Genomic DNA, 18,848 nt, shown 5'->3' with positions numbered 1-18,848 from the left:
TCGGGCATGTCCTGCTGAGCGCGACGCGGTTGGACGCTCCGCGCCGGATCGAAGACGTCCTGTCGCTGTCACCGCTCGGCGTGGTCCCGGAGTTCCGGCGTCAGGGCATCGGTACGCAGCTCATCGCCCACGCTCTCGAGGCGGCCGACAGTCAGGGTGTGCCGTTGGTATTTCTGGAGGGTTCGCCGCGCTACTACGGCGCGCGCGGCTTCGAGGGTGCGGGCGCGGTGGACTTCCGTTCGCCGTCGTTGCGGATCCCTGAAGCCGCGTTTCAGGTCGCCCGGTTGAACGCTCACGAGCCGTGGATGACGGGCACCTTCGTCTACTCGGAGGTCTTTTGGGCCTTTGCTGCGTCGGCCTGCGCGACCCGTGGTTGGCCACCCGCTTGCCGGAAACCGCGACATAGTCGGCCGGGGCGCGGCCTGCGGCGGCGTGCGGGGCCGTACCGCGCGATGTTCCACCGCGGCGGCGACCACCATGCGTCAACCCGTCAACCCGTCGGGGCCGGCGGTGAGGACTCGTCCGCGAATGGTGGTGTCGCCACCGTCCACCATGTCCGCCCATGACAGGAAGACGCTCCCCGGACTGCCGTCGCCGAATACGGCGGCGTCGCTGAGGTGGAAGCGGTCGCCACCGGTGCCGGAGCTGGCCGAGGCCTTGGGCCCGATCTCGAGCTCGGAGTCCGAGCACAGCTGTGCCATCACGGTCGGCACGGTCTCGACGGTGTCCGCTCTCTTCTCCACCCAGGCGAGGACGAAAACGCCCGCCCGGCAGTGCCGTCAGCGCGGGTGAGCTTCGGTGGAAGTGCTTCGGTGAGCCCGCGAACGCGCTGGCGATGACCTGACCGCTTCCGCCGGGGGCGAAGACGCTGGCCACGGCGGTGGTCTGCAGGACGCCGAGGGGGCTCTGCACCGGGGCGTTGATGTGCGCGGCGACGAACCGCCCGTTGTCGAGCGCCGTCAGCGCGCTCCGGCCCGCGAACCCCGAGACGTTGGGGTGGATCTCGCCCGTTCTGGGGACGCCGTTGAATCCGAAGACCCGGTAGATGAGCCCGCCGCCGCCCACCGCCGAGCCGTCGGTCCAGGCGACGGCGTAATCCCCGTTGCTCAGCAGCGTCACGGTCGGATTGCGATGGAAGGCCTCGGTGGTGTTGACAGCGATCTCGGGGCCCTTCTTCTGCCCCTCGGGAGTGAAGCGCTGGGCGCGGATTCGCTGCTGCGCCCCGCTCCCCGTCCAGGTGAGAAGGCACCCGCCGTCGATCATGCGGGTGACCGTGGGCGGGAAGTCGAGATCGATGGAGTTGGTGTTGACCTGGACCGGAAGGCCGGTGGGCTGCCCGTCGAAGAACCGCCGCAGGACCACTCGCGGGGCCGGCGGGGGCAGGTTGAAAGGCTGCTCGATCCAGGCGGCAAAGGTGTTTGGGCCGACGGAGTCCACGAAGGGCCACCGCCGATCAGTATTGCCGCCGGGCGGTGTCGCCTCACTGGCGAGGAACGATGAAGTCACCCATGATCGTTCTCCCTCGTTCGGCCCTCCCGGCACGGCCTCCCCAGCTCGGTGGATGGTGAACGGGTCCACGAAGAACCTGGAGACGGTGGAGACGATCGTCAGTCGGCGCCGTATCGCGGCGTCTGGGGTACGTCCGGTTCGACGCTGGGCATCACCGGGCCGGTGTTGTTGAGAGCGGCGGGAACCGCGTGTTCGATGCGACGCTCCGGCTCTCCCGGTTCCCGCATACGCCCGCCCAGGCGCAATGACAGGACATAGGCGGGCTGAATCACGGTCTGCTCCTGCAGACGGCCGAGCTCGAGATAACCGGACCGGGCCTCCTCGACGGTGAAATCACTGTCGCGGCGCAGCCGCAGGTGGTCCTCGGTCTCGGTCAGCACGTCGTCCAGTGAGCGCCAGCCGGACACCGCGGCACGCACGTGGGCGACTCGCCTGGCAACGCGCTCGAAACCGGTGAGGCTCCCGTCGGGGCCGAGGTACATGACCACGTTGCCGCCCTGTCCCTCGAAACCGAGGCCGTCCAACTGCCGCTTGAGGACGACCCCGACATCGATCACCCGTGGCTCCCTGGGGCTCTGCCCCCGGACAACGGACGATGCACGCAAGCGGGTCACCCGGAACGGGGTGAAGTCGTCCTGCTCCAGGAGTCCCACACGGTCTGCTTCTCGTACCGCCGCATCGAACGCCTCGGTGTCCGACATACGCATGTCGGACGTTCCGTCATCCACCTGCCACCGGGTGCTGTCGACACACTGCACCGCTCGTGAGGGCCGGTAGACGGTGAGCGTATGGGCATCGTGCTCCAGCCTCATGGACACGGCGTCCTCGGACCAGGAGGGCTCCCCTGCCGGGATCGGCATACCGGCCCGCCGTGCGAGCTCGATCGTGTCGTCCAGCGGCTCCAGTGACGGATCCACCTCGTAGATGCTCGCCGGCGCCTCGAGCGCGTCCCAGCGTTGTCTCAGCGTGTTGTAGTCCATTGCGACCGCGTCTCTCGTTGCATCGCGTGAAGTTCACGTACGCCACTTCCAGGCCAGACTGCGGGACGGGACAGGCCCTCCGACGCCGTCTGCCAGACGGCCGTTGTCGAGCCGAAATCGCGCGTCATCCTCATCGCTGCCGCAGGCGATCGCGATGGGTATGTTGGCCTTGTCCCCGGACCGCGCGAACGCTGCGTCGAGCCATGCGCTGCCGACCGGCGCGCCGTGGGAGACGAAGGTGGCGAACTCCCCGCCGCGGCCGGTGTCGATACCGGCGAAGGACTCGTCGACGAACGTGCACAGGACATGCAGCGACTCGAGCGGACGCGCGCTGTCTCCGTTGGTCGGTTCGGACCAGACCATGTTCACACTGGCGCTGACGTCCGGTCCCGCCACACCACCGCAGAGGTCCAGCACCAGCCAGCGCAGCTCCCTCACTCCCAGACGCATGTTGCTGTAGAAGGCGCGGCAGCCGAAATGGTTCGATGCCAGGGATACCGACACTTCCGGCAGCCCGTGGCCGGCGTAGTACATGAGCCCGACGCTGTCGATGCCGTCTTCGGTGAGGGACTGGCCGGTCGACGCGACTTCGGGGTGCTCGTAATCCGACGCCCAGGCGTGCTCGTTGGCACGCACGAAGCGCTGTATGTGCCCCATGCTCTCCATGACGGAGATCACTCCGGACGCCACCGAGGCTACGACGGGAATGGCGACGAACGAGCAGCTCGTATCGGCGGCGGGCGCCGCACTGTTCCAGTGGACTCCATAAGTTACAGGCATTTTCCATTCCCCTTCGCCGGTCCGTCAGGGGTCACAACGGCCCTGAAATGATCACCGAGTGGTGCGACTGGAAGAAACCGCACCATTCCGTGTAGCGCCCCCTGTTGCACGAGAACGGATTGGTGATCACGTTGTTGGAGTAGTCCACGTTCCTGGCAGCACCGTCGCCTGGCTTGTGCCCCCAGAAACCCTCGCGGTGCCGTCGCCACCAGTGATAGTCACGGGTACCGTCCAACATGGTTCCGGTGGCGAGTGCGACAAAGTGCCTTTCGAAGCCGGCCGGCTGACAGTTGCCCCAGACCCGCAGCCCGTCCCGCAATGCTCCTGTGCGCACATCCGTACAGGTCACTGAGCGCGGGATCCTGTAACCGTGATGCCATCCGGGCTGAGCGAACGAGTCCGTACGCTGGTTCACGGCGTAGTTGTAGCAGTTGTTGTCCTGAATGACGGCGAAGTGGTTCCAGAAGTTGGGCTCGTAGGGTCCCTGGTCGAACGGGCACGCGTTCATCCGCAGCTCGATGCGTCGGAGCTGCTCTTCGACCTCAGCCGCGAGTTCGGCGTCAGGTGGCTCCCCGGGCTCGATCGTCTCCGTCCCTCCCAGCCCTTCTCTGACAGATCGTTGGATTGCCTGACGCAATGCGTCGCGCAGGACCCCGGCCCCGTAACCGCCCGTCTCTTCCTGCTCAGCAGGCTCCGGCATCGTCTCGAGCAGCTCCTCCGCCAACTCGGCGCTGGCGAAGGGATCTGCAGCACCGCCCCCTGCGATCTCGACGGTCGGTGGCAGGCCGAGTGTCTGCGCGGTGTCACTGGCGAAGTCGATCCTCATCCCCCGGAAGTCGACCCCCATGAAGTCGCCGGGCGCCACCGCCAAGCCTGCGCGATGACGCAGGAACAGCCGCAGGAAGCGTTGCACCTGATCGGGGTCGGTGACCATCCACGAGGGATTGGGCCGGCCCGAGTAGATTTCTATCGTGACCCGGAATGCCATGCCGACTCTCCTTGCTTCTTCCTCATGTGTACAGAGGCACGTTTCTCACGTCACGGATCTTCCTCGACGTACAGGAACTCCGGTCCGTACGTCATTCCGCTCCCGCCGGGCAGGGGCGTTGCCATCAACGCCTGGGCGGGCCCCTGCATGTTGAACATCTCCCCGACTGCCCGATTCAGCATCTGCGTCGCCGTGGCCGGTTGCTCCGCCCGCCAGGCACGTTCGAGGAACCGAAGCAGTGAGCTGTAGTGACGGTTGAATGCGGTCAGGTCCTGTTGCATGGCAGCGGAGACGGGCACCCCGCCTTCGACCCAGCCGCCAGCCGGCACCGTTCCCATCGGGAGCGTCTGGGGCATGGGAATCTCGTCACCCTGAAAATCGAACCGTGGTGGATCGTCCGATACGCGGATCAATTTCCGCCCGTGGAAGATCTCCCGGAAGGAGTAGAAGTGGGCCAACTCTCCGGCCGCGCCGGGGAACGGGTTCTCCGGGGAGACCGCGGTGCCCTCGCCCTGCTCCTTGATGACTTGCAGGGCCGCCTCCACATCAGCGAGCGATCTCAGCGGGGTGACGTTGTTCCCCTGCCCGTGGGCTCCGGCCATGATCTTGGTCAGCTGCCGGGTGCCCCTGATCAGCTCCGGCTGGGAACGGAAGGCTTCGAGAATCGCCGTGTAGAACGCGCCGATGGACGTGTGCGTCTCCCGCTCTTCGACCACGGGGTCGTCGGGCCTCTCGATACGGGAGTACATGTCGAGCGCCTGCTTGCTCAGCCCGGTGAGCGAAACCGTCAGATCCGGCTGGACACCACCGGGAAGCGGACCTGGGTACTTCGGCACGAGGTCGCTGTCGGCGATGCGGGGCATCTCGCCGATGGTCGTGACCATGTTGCAGACCAAGCCCATGTGTGACATCTCGTCGAAGACGATTTCATGAATCGTCTCGAACACGTCCGATCCGCTGTCCGCCTCCTGGATCGACCACAGACCACACAAGTAGGGTGGAAGCGTCGCGAGCTCCAGCATGACGGCCTGCTGCAGTGCGTCCTTAAGCCACGTATCGTCATGTTCTGTTGCAGGCATCTCCATGAGCTCGACGATGGCTTTGCTTCGATATTTGACGGCACCTGACACGAGAACTCCTACGGCTACACGCGCGCGACCGACAATGACCGGTCAAGCGACGAAAGCGGTCTCGTTTCTCTGGTAGAACCATCCGACGAACTCGGTGTACACCGGTACGCTGGGATCGGGAGGCGCCTTCACGCAGTTCTGGGGATGACGCCAGATAACCGAACCACCGCTGGTCACCACTCGGCGTATCGGGTAGCCGGCGCCGTCGAGGTATACCACCGGAGTGCCACCGGTCTTGTGATACCAGAGCCAGTTGGGTTCGGGTGACACGAGCCGGTAGAAGTGGTAGTCCCAACCCGGCCAGACATGGGCCGCGATCACGAGAGTATTCGGCTGGCAGTTGTCAGCCCAGCCGTCGGCGTAGAGACCGCCCCGGATGTTGTCGACTGTCGGGGAGGCAGCCGGCTTTCCCCCTCTGAGTCCCGGCAAGGCATAACGACGGTTCGCCACGTGGTTCGACGCAAAGCAGTAGCAGTTGTTCTTTTCGACTGTTCCGGGAAGGTTGAAAATGTTCGCGTTATCGGCATAGAGCGTGCTGGGACACGGGCGATGCCATAGCACACCCCGTTCTGCATCCGGGGAATCATCGAACGAGTCGGGGCTGGGCGGGTACAGCTCTTCCCGCTCGGGCGGGAGGATGGAGGGCCCCCTCGCGGTGACCGCCAGGAGTTCGTCATCGATTCCCATGCGGGTGGCCGACGCTGCAAGAAGCCAGTGCGCAACGGAGTCGGCCTCTCTGGCGGCCGTTCGGATCCCTACCCGGAACTCAGCTCCGATATGGGCGGAGGACGCCGTGCGCCATGTTTCCCACGCCCCGTGGTCCGACTTCACCGAACGCACGATGAATCCCCGGTACCCCAGACCCAACAGCTCGTCGGGGGAAGTGACCTCTGAGAGCTGGCTCGTGTCCGCTTCGACGCGCTCCGTCAACTCCCGCTCTTCTTGCGGCGACAGGAGCCATCTGGGATTCGGCATGCCTGAGAATATGTCGAGTTCCACTTCGAGCATGGTGTGATCGCCTCGCAGGCCGTGCGAACTGGACCATCGCTGTTCACTGGCCGCATCGGATAAGACCTTCGGATTCCCCTGATTCAGCCTACCTCCGGCCGGGCGACCCCGCATTCCCGCAAGGAGCCGCCGTCATACCGTCGTTCACCTTCTGCGCACGGTCTTGCCCGAGGTTGCATCGACCCGGCGTGCGCCGCAGAGTGGGGCGAACGAGCCCTCATTGCGGGGTCGTTCGCGATCGGCGAGGCCACGCCGCTTCGGGGAACTCTCGACAGGATGGCTCCATGGCTCCCATTGTCGGCAAGCCCCGTTGCCGTACTAACCGCGAGCGAGGTCGATCGCAGATACGGTGCCGTCGCCCCTGTTGGCGACGTAGACGCGATTACTGTGGGGCTCGAAGGCCACGCCCTCCGGTTGGGACCCGACTGGAATCGTGGCGCTCACGCTGTTGAACCTGGAATCGATCACCTTCACCGAGCCGTCGGAAATGGTGACGTAGGCGTCACCCCGAGAATCAACCGCCACACCGATCGGTCTCACACCGACGTCGATCTCGGCGGCGCCGCCCGTGACGCTATCGATCACTGACACCGTCTTGAAGCCGGAGTTGGCGACATAGACACGATGACTCCGGGCGTCGACCGCAATTCCCGTGGGATGCTGACGGACCGGGATTGTCGCAATGACCCCGTGGGTCGCAGCATCGATCACCGACACCGTGTTGAAGTCAGGCTGCGTGACGTAAAGACGGTGATTTCGAGAATCAACTGCGACACCAAGGGGGCCTTGGACATCGATGAAGTCGTGGGCGACGGTGGGGGGATCGCTGCTGATGCCAATTGTCGCCACCCTATGATGACTGCGGCTGGTCACGTAGGCACGACTCAGCAAATGATCGACCGCCATCCCCACCACGCGGGACGGTGGGTCGAAGACCGAAGGCGGGCCTCCGACGTTGAGGGTGGCGATGACGGTGTTGAGTCTGCCGATCACTGACACGGTGCCGATACCGCCATTGGCGACGTAGACGCCGAACTGAGGATCGGTTGCCACGCTCTCCGGGCGGAGTCCGACGTTGATGGTGGCGGTCACAGTGTTGGTCCCGGCATCGATCACCGAGACCGTGTTGTCACCGCTGTTGGTGACGAAGACGTGGTCATGGACATCCGCCGCCACACCGACCGGTGCCCTCCCCACTTGGATGGTGGCTACGACACATGGATTTGCAGTGATGGACATTTTCACCAACAGCTTTCGTTGATCGCGGCCATCTGGGAGGATCGAGCCCCTTCCCCTCCGCCCGACACCGCCTCGCCGCCGTAGTCCTGCCCGATGCCACCACGGCCGCGTAGGGCGAGGTCGCGGCCGACCCCGCCTTGTCGACGGCTTCATCAGAGACGGCGCACGCCGTACCTCGGTTGCCAGGGGACAACCAGGCAAAGGGGTTTGACTGCAGCCGAAGGCGAAACCCTTTCGGCGCCATTACCCCCAACAATGATTCCCCAGCCTCCGTCAGAAGTCTCGTTGGCGGTGTCCCCTCCTCGGAGCCGGAGCCGGAGCCGGAGCCGGAGCCGGAGCCGGGAGGGCACCAAGCGGCCCCTCGGCCGCGACCTGCGGAGCCCGCTGGACGCGGTGCCTTGAGCGAATCGCGCGAAGACACATGACCGTCCGCCGTCCGACCGCGCGGCGACGGGGCGTTCTGGGTACGCTGGAAAGGAATCCCTGCGTCCACCGGTCCGTCCGCAACCCGTGACCGCGGCTGCCGGCAGTCGAGCCCGCCGCGAGAGGTGGCGCAGCCCCCCGCGTGCAGGGGCAGGTGCGTTCCCATGGATCTCAACACCATCACCGAAGTCGTCCGGCGGCCCTCCGACCGGCCGGGTGCCGACTGGCGCGAGGGTGATGCCTGGCTCGCGGGCGGCACGTGGCTGTTCTCCGTCGAGCAGCCGGAGCTGCGCCGCCTGGTCGACCTCACGGCGCTGCCGTGGGATCCCCTCGTCCGCGCCGACGCCGGCCTCGAGATCGGCGCCACATGCACGATCCGTGATCTCCACGCCTTCGTGCCGCCCGCCGACTGGACCGCGGGCTCGCTCCTCGCGACGTCCTGCGAAGCGTTCCTCTCCTCCTTCAAGATCTGGAACGCGGCGACCGTGGGCGGGAACATCTGCATGTCGCTGCCCGCCGGTCCCATGATCACGCTCACGGTCGCGCTCGAGGCGCGGTACGAACTGTGGGCGCCCGACGGTTCCGTACGTACCGTCGACGCACGGGACTTCGTGACGGGGAACAACCGCAACATCCTCGCCCCGGGCGAGATCCTGCGCCGTGTCCAGGTTCCCGCGCACGCCCTGCGCAAGCGCGCCGCGCACCGCCGGTTCACGCTGACCCACCTCGGCCGTTCGACCGTGTTCCTGATCGGTACGCACACGCCCGGCACGAGCGACATGACGCTCACCGTCACCGCCGGCACCACACGGCCGGTGCGGTTCGCCTTCGACCACATGCCCGATGCCCCCACCCTGCGGCAGAGCATCGACGCCATCCCGGCCGACGTCTGGTTCGCCGACCCCAACGGGACCCCCGACCACCGTCGCCATCTCACCGAGCACTTCGCGGAAGAGATCCGCCGCGAACTCATGGCTGGGGACCCGGCATGACCTACCTCGTGAACGGCAGGAGCTTCGACGAAGAGCCGCGCCCCGGCCAGTGCCTGCGCACCTTCCTGCGGGAACTGGGCCACTTCGGCGTCAAGAAGGGGTGCGACGCGGGCGACTGCGGAGCGTGCACCGTGTGGCTGGACGGCCGGCCGGTCCACAGCTGCGTCACCCCCGCCTTCCGCGCCGAGGACCGCGAGGTGACCACGATCGAAGGTCTCGGATCGCCCGGCGACCTGCATCCGGCGCAGCGCCGGTTCCGGGACGCGCCAGGGTTCCAGTGCGGCTTCTGCACCGCCGGGATGATCATGACGTCGGCGACGTTCACCGAGGAGCAGAAGGCGGACCTGCCACGGGCGTTGAAGGGCAACCTCTGCCGCTGCACCGGATACCGGTCGATCGAGGACGCCGTACGGGGCCTCTCCGCCGTGGAGACCGCCCGGCCCGGCAGGGCCTTGGGAACGAGCGTCGGCGCGCCGGCGGCCGAGGACGTCGTGACCGGCCGGGCCGAGTTCACCATGGACACCCGCATGGACGGCATGTTGCACCTCAAGGTGCTGCACGCGCCGCACGCGCACGCCCGGATCGTGTCGGTCGACAGGACCGCCGCGCTCGCCGTCCCCGGCGTGCGCCGCGTCTACACCTGGGAGGACGTGCCGCGCAGACGGTTCACCACGGCGATCCACACCGACCACCTCGTCGATCCGGACGACACGTACATCCTCGACGACACGGTCCGCTTCGCCGGCCAGCGCGTCGCCGCGGTCGTCGCCGACACCGTCGGGGCCGCCGAGGAAGGCTGCCGCCGGCTCGAGGTCGAGTACGACGTACTGCCGGCGGTCTTCGAGCCCGAGGAGGCCATGGCCGACGGGGCTCCCCAACTGCACGGCTCGGAGGACCCGTTCGTCCGCGACGCCGTGCACAACCTCCTGCTTGAGATCCACTCGCACATCGGCGACGTCGACGCCGGATTCGCCGCGGCCGACGTGATCCACGAGGGCACCTACTTCTCACCGCGGGTGCAGCACGCGCATCTGGAGACCCACGGCTCGATCGCCTGGATGGAGGACGGCCGGCTGAACGTCCGTACCAGCTCGCAGTCGCCGTCGATCGCCAAGGTCAAACTGGCCTATCTCTTCGCCCTGCGCCCCGACCAACTCCGCGTCTTCTGCAAGCGCGTCGGCGGCGGCTTCGGCGGCAAGCAGGAGGTCATCTCCGAGGACCTGGCCGCCCTCGCCGCCCTGGACACCGGGCGGCCCGTCTCCTTCGAGTACACGCGCGAGGAGGAGTTCACCACCGCCTCGCCGCGGCACCCGATGAAGCTGACCGTCAAACTCGGCGCGAAGGCCGACGGCGCACTCACCGCGTTCCAGGTCCGCAATGTGTCCAACACGGGCGCCTACGGCAACCACGGCGGCGAGACGCTGTACGCGGGCGGGGCCGCCGTCATGATCTACCGCTGCCCCAACAAGAAGTACGACGCCTACTCCGTCTACACCAACACCGTTCCGAGCGGCGCGCTGCGCGGTTACGGAATGACCCAGCCGGCCTTCGCCGTGGAATCGGCGATGGACGAACTCGCCCTCGCCCTCCACATGGACCCGCTCCAGCTGCGCCGCCGCAACATCGTGCGCCCCGGCGATCCGCTCGTCGCGATGCACGACGGCCCCGACGACGTGATGTTCAACGAGGACGGTCTCTCCAAGTGCATCGACCTCGTGGCGGGTTCCCTCGCCCGTACGGCCGACCAGCCGTCGCCCGGGCAGGGGTGGCTCGTAGGCGTCGGCGTGGCGAGCTCAATGCACGAGACCGCGCCCCCGACCGAGCACATCTCCGAGGCCTGGGTCACCCTCGGCGACGACCTCGTCTACGAACTGGCCGTCGGAACCGTCGAGTTCGGCGAGGGCACGTCGACCGCGCACGTCCAGATCGCGGCCAACCAGCTGGGCACGACACCGTCGCGGATCCGTCTCGTGCAGTCCGACACCGACCGCACCGGATTCGACACCGGCGCCTTCGCGAGCGCCGGACTCTTCGTCGCGGGCAACGCGGTGCTCCGGGCGGCGAACGCGGTGCGCGACCGCATCCTGGAATTCGCCGCCTCCCACGCGGGCGTCCATGTCGTGATGTGCTCGATGGACGACGACGTCGTCGTCTGCGGGGACACCGGCGTCCCCCTCGCGGAGCTCGTCGCGCTCGCACGGGCCCGCGGCATCCGATTCACCGCCGCACGCAAGGCGTACGGCTCGCCCCGCAGCGTCGTCTCCAACACGCAGGGCTTCCGGATCGCCGTCCACCCGGTCACAGGGGAGATCCGGGTCCTGTACAGCGTCCAGGCGACCGACGCCGGCGTGGTCATCAACCCCGAGCAGGTCCGGGGACAGGTCGACGGCGGCGTGGCCCAGGGCATCGGATTCGCGCTGACCGAGAACTACCAGGTCGACGCGGACGGTGTCATGGCCAACCCGAACCTCCGCAACTACCGCATCCCGACCTTCGCCGACGTCCCCCGCACCGAGCTGCTCCTGGTGGGCTCATCGGACTCCGTCGGACCCATGGGGTCCAAGGGGATGGCGGAATGCTGCATCAACCCGGTGGCCCCCGCGCTGGCGAACGCGCTCCGCGACGCCACAGGCGTCCGCTGCCGCGAGTTGCCCCTGACCCCGGAACGGATCTACAGCCGGCTCGGCGAGAGCCGGCCCGCACGGACGGGCCCGGCACGATGACCACCCAGAAGCACCCGGACGCCACCCCCGGCACGGACGCCGCCGCGACGGTCATCATCGGCCGGAGGGTCAGGCCGGGCATGGAGGCGGCGTACGAGCAGTGGCAGGACGGCGTCAACGCCGCCGCCGCCCGCTACGCCGGGTACCTCGGCGCCGAGGTCTCCCCGCCGACCGAGCTGCAACCCGACTGGGTCATCGTCTACCGCTTCGACTCCGTGGCCCATCTGCAGGCATGGATGAACAGCGCGACCCGACAGAGTCTCCTCGACACCGGCGAGAAGTACTTCGACGGTCCCGCGACCCAGCAGGTGATCAGCGGGGGCACACAGCCGACGGACCCGCTCGTCACCGTGGTGGTGACCCACCGCATCGCTCCGCAGCACGTCGACGACTTCCTCGCCTGGCAGCAGCGCATGAGCCAGGAGGAGAGCAAGTTCGAAGGCTTCCGCGGCACCGAGCTGTTCCGGCCGATCGAGGGCGTCCAGGACGAATGGACCACCCTCTACCGCTACGACAACGCCGAGCACCTCGACGCCTGGCTGACGTCGGCGACGCGGCGAGGGATGCTGGCCGAAGGCGCGAAGTTCGACGACTTCAAGCTCCGTAAGATCGACAACTCCTTCGGCAGCTGGTTCGCCTTCGAGGAGAACGGCAGGGAGGCACAGCCGCCGTCGGAGACCAAGACCGCCATCGCCGTCTGGGTCGGCCTGTACCCGACCGTGGTGCTCCTCACCCTCGCCCTGTCACCGCTCCAATGGCCGCTCTGGTTCGGCCTGCTCGTGGGCAACCTGCTGTCGAGCTTCATCATGAGCTTCTTCACGATGCCCTACTACGTGAACCGACTGCTCAAGCGGTGGCTGCGGCCCGCGCCGGACGAACCACGGACGAAGACCAATCTCATCGGGATCGGCATCGTCGCTGCCGTGACCGTCTTCTGGGTCGTCGTCTTCTACCTGGTCACGCGCGTGTTCTGGACCCTGCCCTGAGGGGCGGCGGGTCCTGCCACGGTCACGCGGCGGGCTTGCCGGGCTGGTCGTGCGTCGAGCAGTGGATGCCACCGCCGCCCGAGGCGATCGTGTCGATCTGCACCATGACGACGTCGCGCTTCGGGAAGTGCTCCTGGAGGATGCCCTTCGCCCGGTCGTCCGCCTTCCGGTCCCCGAACCTGGGCATGAAGACCGAATCGTTGGCGACGTAGAAGTTGGCGTACGTGGACACGAAGTCGTCGCCCTCGCCCGTGATCCTGTCGAGGTCGGGCTGCGGCAGATCGATGATCTCGAAGCGCCGGCCGCGTGCGTCGGTCGCCTTGCTCAGTACGGAGCGGGCCTGGTCGGCCGAGCGGGACCAGGAGTCCGGGGGAGTGCCGGGGAAGGCCTGGTCCAGCAGGACCACGCCGGGCGCGGTGAACCGCACGAGGCTGTCCACGTGGGCATCGGTGATGTCCTCGCCGCGGACGCCCGCCAGCCAGACCACCTTCTCCACGCCGAGGGTCTCGATGAGCTCGTCCTCGATCTGGTCCCTGGTCTTCCCGCGATTGCGGTTGTCGTTGACGATCGAGCTCTCGGTGATGAGGAGCGTGCCCTCGCCGTCGGTCTCGAAGGAGCCGCCCTCGGCGACGAGAGGTGCCTCCTCGCGCGGGATGCCGTACCTGGCGAGCAGCTTGCGGCCCACCTCGGCGTCGTTGGTGTGCTCCTGCTTGTTGCCCCAGCCGTTGAAGTTGAAGTCGACGCCGACGACCTTGCCCTCGTCCTCCACGAAGACGGGGACGGTGTCGCGGGCCCACAGGTCGTCGACGGCGAGCGGGATGACCTCCACCTGGGAACCGCAGGCCCGCTGGGCCGCCGACACCTGGTCCGGACGGGCCATCATCACGACCGCCTCGTACTCCCCGATCGCCCGTGCGATGCGGGCGATGTCCTCCCGTACGTAGGGAAGGTCGTCCTCCCAGACGGAGGCGAGGGCCGGCCAGGACATGAACGTACGGGTGTGGCTCTCCCACTCCGCGCCGAAGCGGCGCTCGGTGCCGGCGGCGGGGCTACGACCGGGTGCGGTGGTCGTACCGCCCCGCACGGACGCCTCGGGACCGCAGGCCGCGGCGCCGAAGCCGAGGGCGCCGCCGATCACGGCGAAGGCGCGCAGGGCCGTGCGACGGGAGGGGGGAAGGTAGGACACGGTGTGCTCCGATCGTGGGCTGGCGAGGGTATCCGGCGGCAGCGGGCGGATCGCGGTGACGCGCGCGGCGGCGGAGTCGCGGGCCGTGGCTTCACGCGTGTGGAGGCCGAGGGAGACGGCTGCTCGGAGGCGTGAGTGGGGGTGGCCGTGTCCCCACTGTGACACTGACTGGATTTTCAGTCAAACGGACGCAGGGTCGACGCACCGTTCCGCCCGCTCAGCGGAGCCGGCCCACGGCGCACGGTTCAGGCAGTCCCAGCCCCTCGACCTCTGCCAGGATCGCCCCCCGCATCAGTTCGCGGGCGTGGCCGGTCGGCAGCACCCCGATGAGCCACCGGGTGCTCAGCCCCTCCAGGAGGACGGTGAGGCGTTCCGCCGCGGATACGAGAACGGCGTCGGGCGCCGCCGGGTCGACCCGGCCGAGCAGCTCCGCGATCTCGCGCACCCATTCGGTACCGGCCTGCCGCAGCTCCTCCCGCAGCTCCGGCTCGAAGACCGCGCTGGCCCGCAGCTCGCCCCAGGCCGTGCTGTTCTCGCGCACCTCGGGAGTGTCCTGGAGCTCGAGGAGCAGCCTGTGCTCCAGCTCCCGCAGGGAGTTCTCGGGTTCGTGTTTCCCGGGTGGGCGGCCGCGGGTGTACCGCTCGGCGCGGTCCCCGATGAACCGCAGGGTGTGGCGCAGCAGGCCGGCGCGGTCGCCGAAGTGGTAGTAGACGAGCGCCTTGGAGACCCGCGCTTCGGCGGCCAGCTCCTCCACCCGCAGTCCCCGCACCCCTCGGCGCGCGATCACCCGGGCGGCGGCCTCCAGGATCGCCCTTCTTCTCCCGTTCACCCTGTGCTCCTTGTCGTGGTCCGTCGCCCGGCCGGAGGCGGGCTTGCATGTTGACTGAAACTTTAGTCAAAGGCACGATCGTGGGCGGGGCCGCGACGCGTACCCGTTCCGCCGTTCCGCACCGCCGAAAGAGCCGCCCATGTCCTCCACCCAGCCTTCCGGGGTGCAGTCGCTCCATCCACCGCTGTCACTCGACGACCCACGCGAGATCGGCGGCTACCGGATCCACGCCCGGCTCGGTTCCGGAGGCATGGGCGTCGTCTATCTCGCCCACACCCCGGGCGGGCGGCCCATCGCCGTGAAGGCGGTCCGCGAGGACTTCGCCGCCGACCCCGAGTTCCGGCGGCGGTTCGCCCAGGAGGTCGCGAGCGCACGGCGAATCCACGGCCTGTTCACCGCGCAGGTGGTGGACGCCGGTCCCGACGCTGCCGTCCCCTGGCTCGCCACCGCCTATGTGCCGGGCCCCTCGCTCCAGCAGTTGGTCGAGCGCCATGGCCCGCTCCCCGTACGTACCGTGCTGCTCCTCCTCGCCGGGATCGCGGAGGCACTCCAGGCCATCCACGGGGCCGGCGTCGTCCACCGGGACCTCAAGCCGGCCAACGTCCTCGTCGCCGAGGACGGCCCCCGCGTCATCGACTTCGGCATCGCGCGGGCGGCCGACGCCACCGGACTCACCGGCACCGGCCTGCGGATCGGCACCGCCGCGTACATGGCGCCCGAGCAGGCGCTCGGGCACGCGGTGACGCCGGCCACCGACGTCTTCGCGCTCGGCGCGCTCGCCGCCTATGCGGCGGGCGGCGCCCTGCCCTTCGGGACGGGGCCCGAGTCGGCCGCGCTGTACCGCGTGGTCCACGAGTCGGCCGACCTCTCCCACGTACCGGGAGAACTGCGCGAACTCCTCACGTGGTGCCTGGCCAAGCCGCCGGGTGAGCGGCCCACTCCGGGCGCGCTGATCGCCGCCGTGCGCGCTCACCCGGCCGTGGGGCCCTCGCCGGAGTTCGCCGACGGATGGCTGCCCGGGGCGGTCGGACAGGAGATCACGCGGCGGGCGACGGGCGGGCCCTCGGCCCCGCAACCCACGCTCTTCGACGGGGTGTCCCCGCACGACCGCCCCACCCACGCGGCCGCGCCGGCGGCCCCGGAGCCGGCTGCGATCGGCGACGACGGCATCCAAGGCCGGGCGCCGGCGCGACGTGACCGCCGGAGGGGCCGGCGCGGTGGTACGGCCCTGACCGCGGCCGTCGTCGCGGCGCTCGCGGTGGTGGCCGCGACCGTGTACCACCTGACCGGTCCCGGAGAGGGGGAGGCGGAGCCGGATGTCGCGTACGCGCCGGGTTACGCCGACGTCGAGCTGACCGCCCCCGACGACGGCTACGAGTTCGACCTGACGGCGGGGAAGGTGACACCCGCCGACACGGCCGCGTGGTACCTGGCCCGCGACAAGGGCGGGTTCGTGGTGCCCGAGAACGCCGACGCCTTCGTGGCGTCCGGATATGCCCTCAGTCCTGCCGACTGCGAGCGGGGGATCGACACGGAACCGGTCGCGAGCCTGCCGTTCGACGAACTCGCCGACGAGCGACCGTTCTGTGTGCGCAGCGCCGACGGTGCGCGGCTCGTCGTGGCGCGGCTGGTGGAGGCGTCATCCGGGGGCGGTCCGGTCACGGTCGTGCTGAGCCAGTACCGGAGGAGTGGCTGAGTGGCCGAGCGCGTACGGGGAGGGGGTCGCGGCCCCGGGGCGGTGCTGCCCGACGACCGCCGTGGCCCCGGGGCGGTGCTGCCCGACGACCGCCCTGGCCTCGGGCCGGTGCTGCCCGACGACTGCCGCGGTCACGCCCTCCGGCCGTCCGGATAGGGTTCGTGACATGGCGTCTCGCAGTACTCAGATCCTGGAAGCGGCCGCCCGGGTGATCGCCCGGCGCGGGGTCCGCGGGCTCCGCGTGGAAGAACTGGCCGAGGAGGCCGGTGTCTCCACCGGCCTGATCTACTACCACTTCAAGGACCGCACCGGAATCCTGCGCCACACGCTGGAGTTCATCAACGACCGCGCCGAGCGGTACACCACCGCCCAGGAGCCGGACGCGGAACCGATGAGCCCCCGCGAGGAGCTCGACCAGGTCCTGCTCCTGGAGCTCCAGGACACCCCCGAGGTCCGGGAGAACAGCACGGCGTGGGGCGAGCTGCGGGCGAGCGCCGTCTTCGACCCCGTCCTGCGCGAGGACCTCGCCCGGGCGACCCTGGTGTGGGTGCAGGAGGTGGCAGCGCTCCTGGGCCAGGTCCACCCCATGGCGCCGGCGGCCAGGCTCGCCTCCGCCGCGGAACGGCTGACCGCCCTGCTCGAAGGTCTCAGCATGCGCTGGTTGAGCGGTGGCCTCGCGATCGACCACGCGCGCGGCCTCATGCGGGAGGCCGTCGAGGTGGAGCTGACGGGGTTGCGGCAGCCGTAGGCCCGTCGGCGGGGCCGCCCGAGGTGACTCGGCGGCCCCCGGGCGCCGCCGTGGCCCGGCGGGAAGAGGTCCACGCGGCCCCGGATTCCATGGGTTGATCGATGGGTTGTTCACGCAGGTTTCATCTCTTGACTGAATTTTCAGTCAGTGCCACAGTGTGCGCATCACCGGGCTACGGGAGGAAAGGAACCACCCCCATGCCGCTGACACCCACCGAGCGGGACCGCCTGCTGCTGTTCACCGCCGCCGAGCTCGCCCGCGCCCGCCGGGCCCGCGGGCTGCGGCTCAACGTGCCCGAGGCGACCGCGCTCATCGCGGACACCGCCTGCGAGGCGGCCCGCGACGGCCTACGGCTCGCCGAGGCCATCGATCGGGCCCGCTCCGTACTGGGTCCCGACGACGTCCTGCCCGGTGTCGTCGACATCGTCACCGAGATCCAGGTCGAGGCCGTCTTCGACGACGGCACGCGGCTCGCCGCCATCGCGGAGCCGTTCGGGGCTCAGGACCGGAACGACGACGCCCCCGGTGCCGTACTGCCCGGTCCGGACGTCCTCGCCCTGCCGGAGCCGGCCCTGACCCTGAGCGTCCGCAACATGGCCGCCGTCCCGGTCAGCGTCACCTCCCACTTCCACTTCTTCGAGGCCAATCCGCGCCTCGACTTCGACCGGGCCGCCGCCTACGGGATGCGGTCGGCCGCTCCCGCCGGCTCGTCGACCCGGTTCGACCCCGGACAGACCGTCGACGTGGGCCTGGTCCCGATCGGCGGCGCCCGCGTCGCCGTCGGCTTCGCCGGACTCGTGGACGGCCCGCTGGACGCCCCCGGCGCCAGGGCCATCGCCCTGAAACGGGCGGCCGCATGCGGATACCTGGGGGCCGAGCCGCTCGCGGACGCTCCCGAAGACGAAGGAGTACGGGCATGAGCAGGCCGACCCGGCACGGCGACCACGGCGACCACTGCGCCCCCGGACGCAGCCGGCACATCGACCCGTACGAGTACGCGTCCGTCCATGGCCCCCGCGCCGGTGACCGGGTCAGGCTCGGCGATTCCGGCCTGGTGGTCCGGGTGGAGTCGGACTCGCAGAAGTCCGGTGACGAGTTCCTGGCCGGCTTCGGCAAGACCGCCCGCGACGGAATGCATCTGAAGGCCGCGGCCGTCCGCGAGACCTGTGATGTGGTCATCACCAACGCGCTGGTGATCGACGCCGTTCAGGGCATCCGCAAGGTGTCCATCGGCATCCGGGAGGGCCGGATCCACGCGATCGGGCGGGCCGGGAATCCCGACACCGTCGACGGTGTCGATGTGGTCGTCGGCACGGGGACGACGATGATTCCGGGGGAGGGGATGATCGCCACGGCGGGTGCCGTCGACACCCATGTCCACCTCCTCTCGCCCCGGATCATGGAGGCCTCGCTCGCCAGTGGTGTCACCACGATCATCGGCCAGGAGATTGGCCCGAGTTGGGGGGTTGGCGTCAACTCGCCGTGGGCTCTGAGGCACGCCTTCAATGCCTTCGATGCCTGGCCTGTGAACATCGGTTTCCTGGCGCGTGGTTCGTCGTCGGATGCCGCTCCGTTGGTGGAGGCGTTGGCCGAGGGCGGGGCGTCCGGTTTCAAGGTGCACGAGGACATGG

General features: G+C 68.8%; 15 protein-coding genes and 1 pseudogene. 8 read left to right on the top strand and 8 right to left on the bottom strand.

Features of this window, described 5'->3' with window-relative positions:
* Positions 1-566 (top strand): GNAT family N-acetyltransferase (locus tag ACFC0D_RS35615; protein WP_376445406.1); only part of this gene is annotated, 566 nt, incomplete at its 5' end.
* Positions 567-1,607: 1,041 nt separating this feature from the next.
* Here the strand turns inward: ACFC0D_RS35615 and ACFC0D_RS35610 are convergent.
* From ACFC0D_RS35610 to ACFC0D_RS35585, 6 genes are all read right to left on the bottom strand, one after another.
* A complete protein-coding gene (locus ACFC0D_RS35610; RefSeq protein WP_376445404.1) occupies positions 1,608-2,489 on the bottom strand; it encodes a hypothetical protein in 882 nt (293 codons plus the stop codon).
* Positions 2,490-2,522: 33 nt separating this feature from the next.
* Positions 2,523-3,269, bottom strand: a complete 747-nt coding sequence (locus ACFC0D_RS35605; RefSeq protein ID WP_376445402.1) for a DUF6345 domain-containing protein — start codon at positions 3,267-3,269, stop codon at positions 2,523-2,525.
* A gap of 31 nt (positions 3,270-3,300) precedes the next feature.
* Positions 3,301-4,257, bottom strand: a complete 957-nt coding sequence (locus ACFC0D_RS35600) for a hypothetical protein (protein ID WP_376445400.1) — start codon at positions 4,255-4,257, stop codon at positions 3,301-3,303.
* Between the two features lie 50 nt (positions 4,258-4,307).
* Positions 4,308-5,387, bottom strand: a complete 1,080-nt coding sequence (locus ACFC0D_RS35595) for a ferritin-like protein (protein ID WP_376445397.1) — start codon at positions 5,385-5,387, stop codon at positions 4,308-4,310.
* A 42-nt stretch (positions 5,388-5,429) separates the two neighbouring features.
* Positions 5,430-6,395, bottom strand: a complete 966-nt coding sequence (locus tag ACFC0D_RS35590; protein ID WP_376445395.1) for a hypothetical protein — start codon at positions 6,393-6,395, stop codon at positions 5,430-5,432.
* Positions 6,396-6,713: 318 nt separating this feature from the next.
* Complete coding sequence (locus ACFC0D_RS35585; RefSeq protein WP_376445392.1) at positions 6,714-7,571, bottom strand: YncE family protein; 858 nt, start codon at positions 7,569-7,571, stop codon at positions 6,714-6,716.
* Positions 7,572-8,221: 650 nt separating this feature from the next.
* Here ACFC0D_RS35585 and ACFC0D_RS35580 point away from each other — a divergent pair.
* Genes ACFC0D_RS35580 through ACFC0D_RS35570 form a run of 3 tightly spaced genes read left to right on the top strand, consistent with a single transcriptional unit; the run spans position 8,222 to position 12,758 of the window.
* Positions 8,222-9,049, top strand: a complete 828-nt coding sequence (locus ACFC0D_RS35580) for an FAD binding domain-containing protein (RefSeq protein WP_376445390.1) — start codon at positions 8,222-8,224, stop codon at positions 9,047-9,049.
* Positions 9,046-11,772: a molybdopterin-dependent oxidoreductase gene (locus ACFC0D_RS35575; RefSeq protein ID WP_376445388.1), complete on the top strand. Its 2,727-nt coding sequence runs from the start codon at positions 9,046-9,048 to the stop codon at positions 11,770-11,772. Before ACFC0D_RS35580 ends, ACFC0D_RS35575 begins: the two co-directional genes overlap by 4 nt.
* Positions 11,769-12,758: an antibiotic biosynthesis monooxygenase gene (locus tag ACFC0D_RS35570; protein WP_376445385.1), complete on the top strand. Its 990-nt coding sequence runs from the start codon at positions 11,769-11,771 to the stop codon at positions 12,756-12,758. Before ACFC0D_RS35575 ends, ACFC0D_RS35570 begins: the two co-directional genes overlap by 4 nt.
* A 22-nt stretch (positions 12,759-12,780) precedes the next feature.
* Here the strand turns inward: ACFC0D_RS35570 and ACFC0D_RS35565 are convergent, their stop codons facing one another.
* The gene (locus tag ACFC0D_RS35565; RefSeq protein ID WP_376445383.1) at positions 12,781-13,944 is read right to left on the bottom strand and encodes an agmatine/peptidylarginine deiminase; all 1,164 of its coding nucleotides are present in this window, start codon (positions 13,942-13,944) and stop codon (positions 12,781-12,783) included.
* A 217-nt stretch (positions 13,945-14,161) separates the two neighbouring features.
* Positions 14,162-14,773, bottom strand: coding sequence for a TetR/AcrR family transcriptional regulator (locus ACFC0D_RS35560; RefSeq protein ID WP_376445381.1), 612 nt, complete (start codon positions 14,771-14,773; stop codon positions 14,162-14,164).
* 139 nt (positions 14,774-14,912) lie between these two features.
* On the opposite strand from ACFC0D_RS35560, the gene ACFC0D_RS35555 reads away from it, so the two are divergent.
* From ACFC0D_RS35555 to ACFC0D_RS35540, 4 genes and pseudogenes are all read left to right on the top strand, one after another.
* On the top strand, positions 14,913-16,469 hold the full coding sequence (locus tag ACFC0D_RS35555) for a serine/threonine-protein kinase (RefSeq protein ID WP_376445378.1): 1,557 nt from the start codon (positions 14,913-14,915) through the stop codon (positions 16,467-16,469).
* Positions 16,470-16,635: 166 nt separating this feature from the next.
* A complete protein-coding gene (locus ACFC0D_RS35550) occupies positions 16,636-17,217 on the top strand; it encodes a TetR/AcrR family transcriptional regulator (protein WP_376445376.1) in 582 nt (193 codons plus the stop codon).
* A 197-nt stretch (positions 17,218-17,414) separates the two neighbouring features.
* Complete coding sequence (gene ureA, locus ACFC0D_RS35545; protein ID WP_376445373.1) at positions 17,415-18,137, top strand: urease subunit gamma; 723 nt, start codon at positions 17,415-17,417, stop codon at positions 18,135-18,137.
* Positions 18,134-18,848: pseudogene (locus ACFC0D_RS35540) on the top strand (urease subunit alpha); the annotation flags it as partial. The gene ureA and the pseudogene ACFC0D_RS35540, both read left to right, overlap by 4 nt.

This window comes from Streptomyces sp. NPDC056222 (assembly GCF_042264065.1).
Classification (GTDB): domain Bacteria; phylum Actinomycetota; class Actinomycetes; order Streptomycetales; family Streptomycetaceae; genus Streptomyces.
This window is presented reverse-complemented; position numbering and strand designations above follow the sequence as displayed.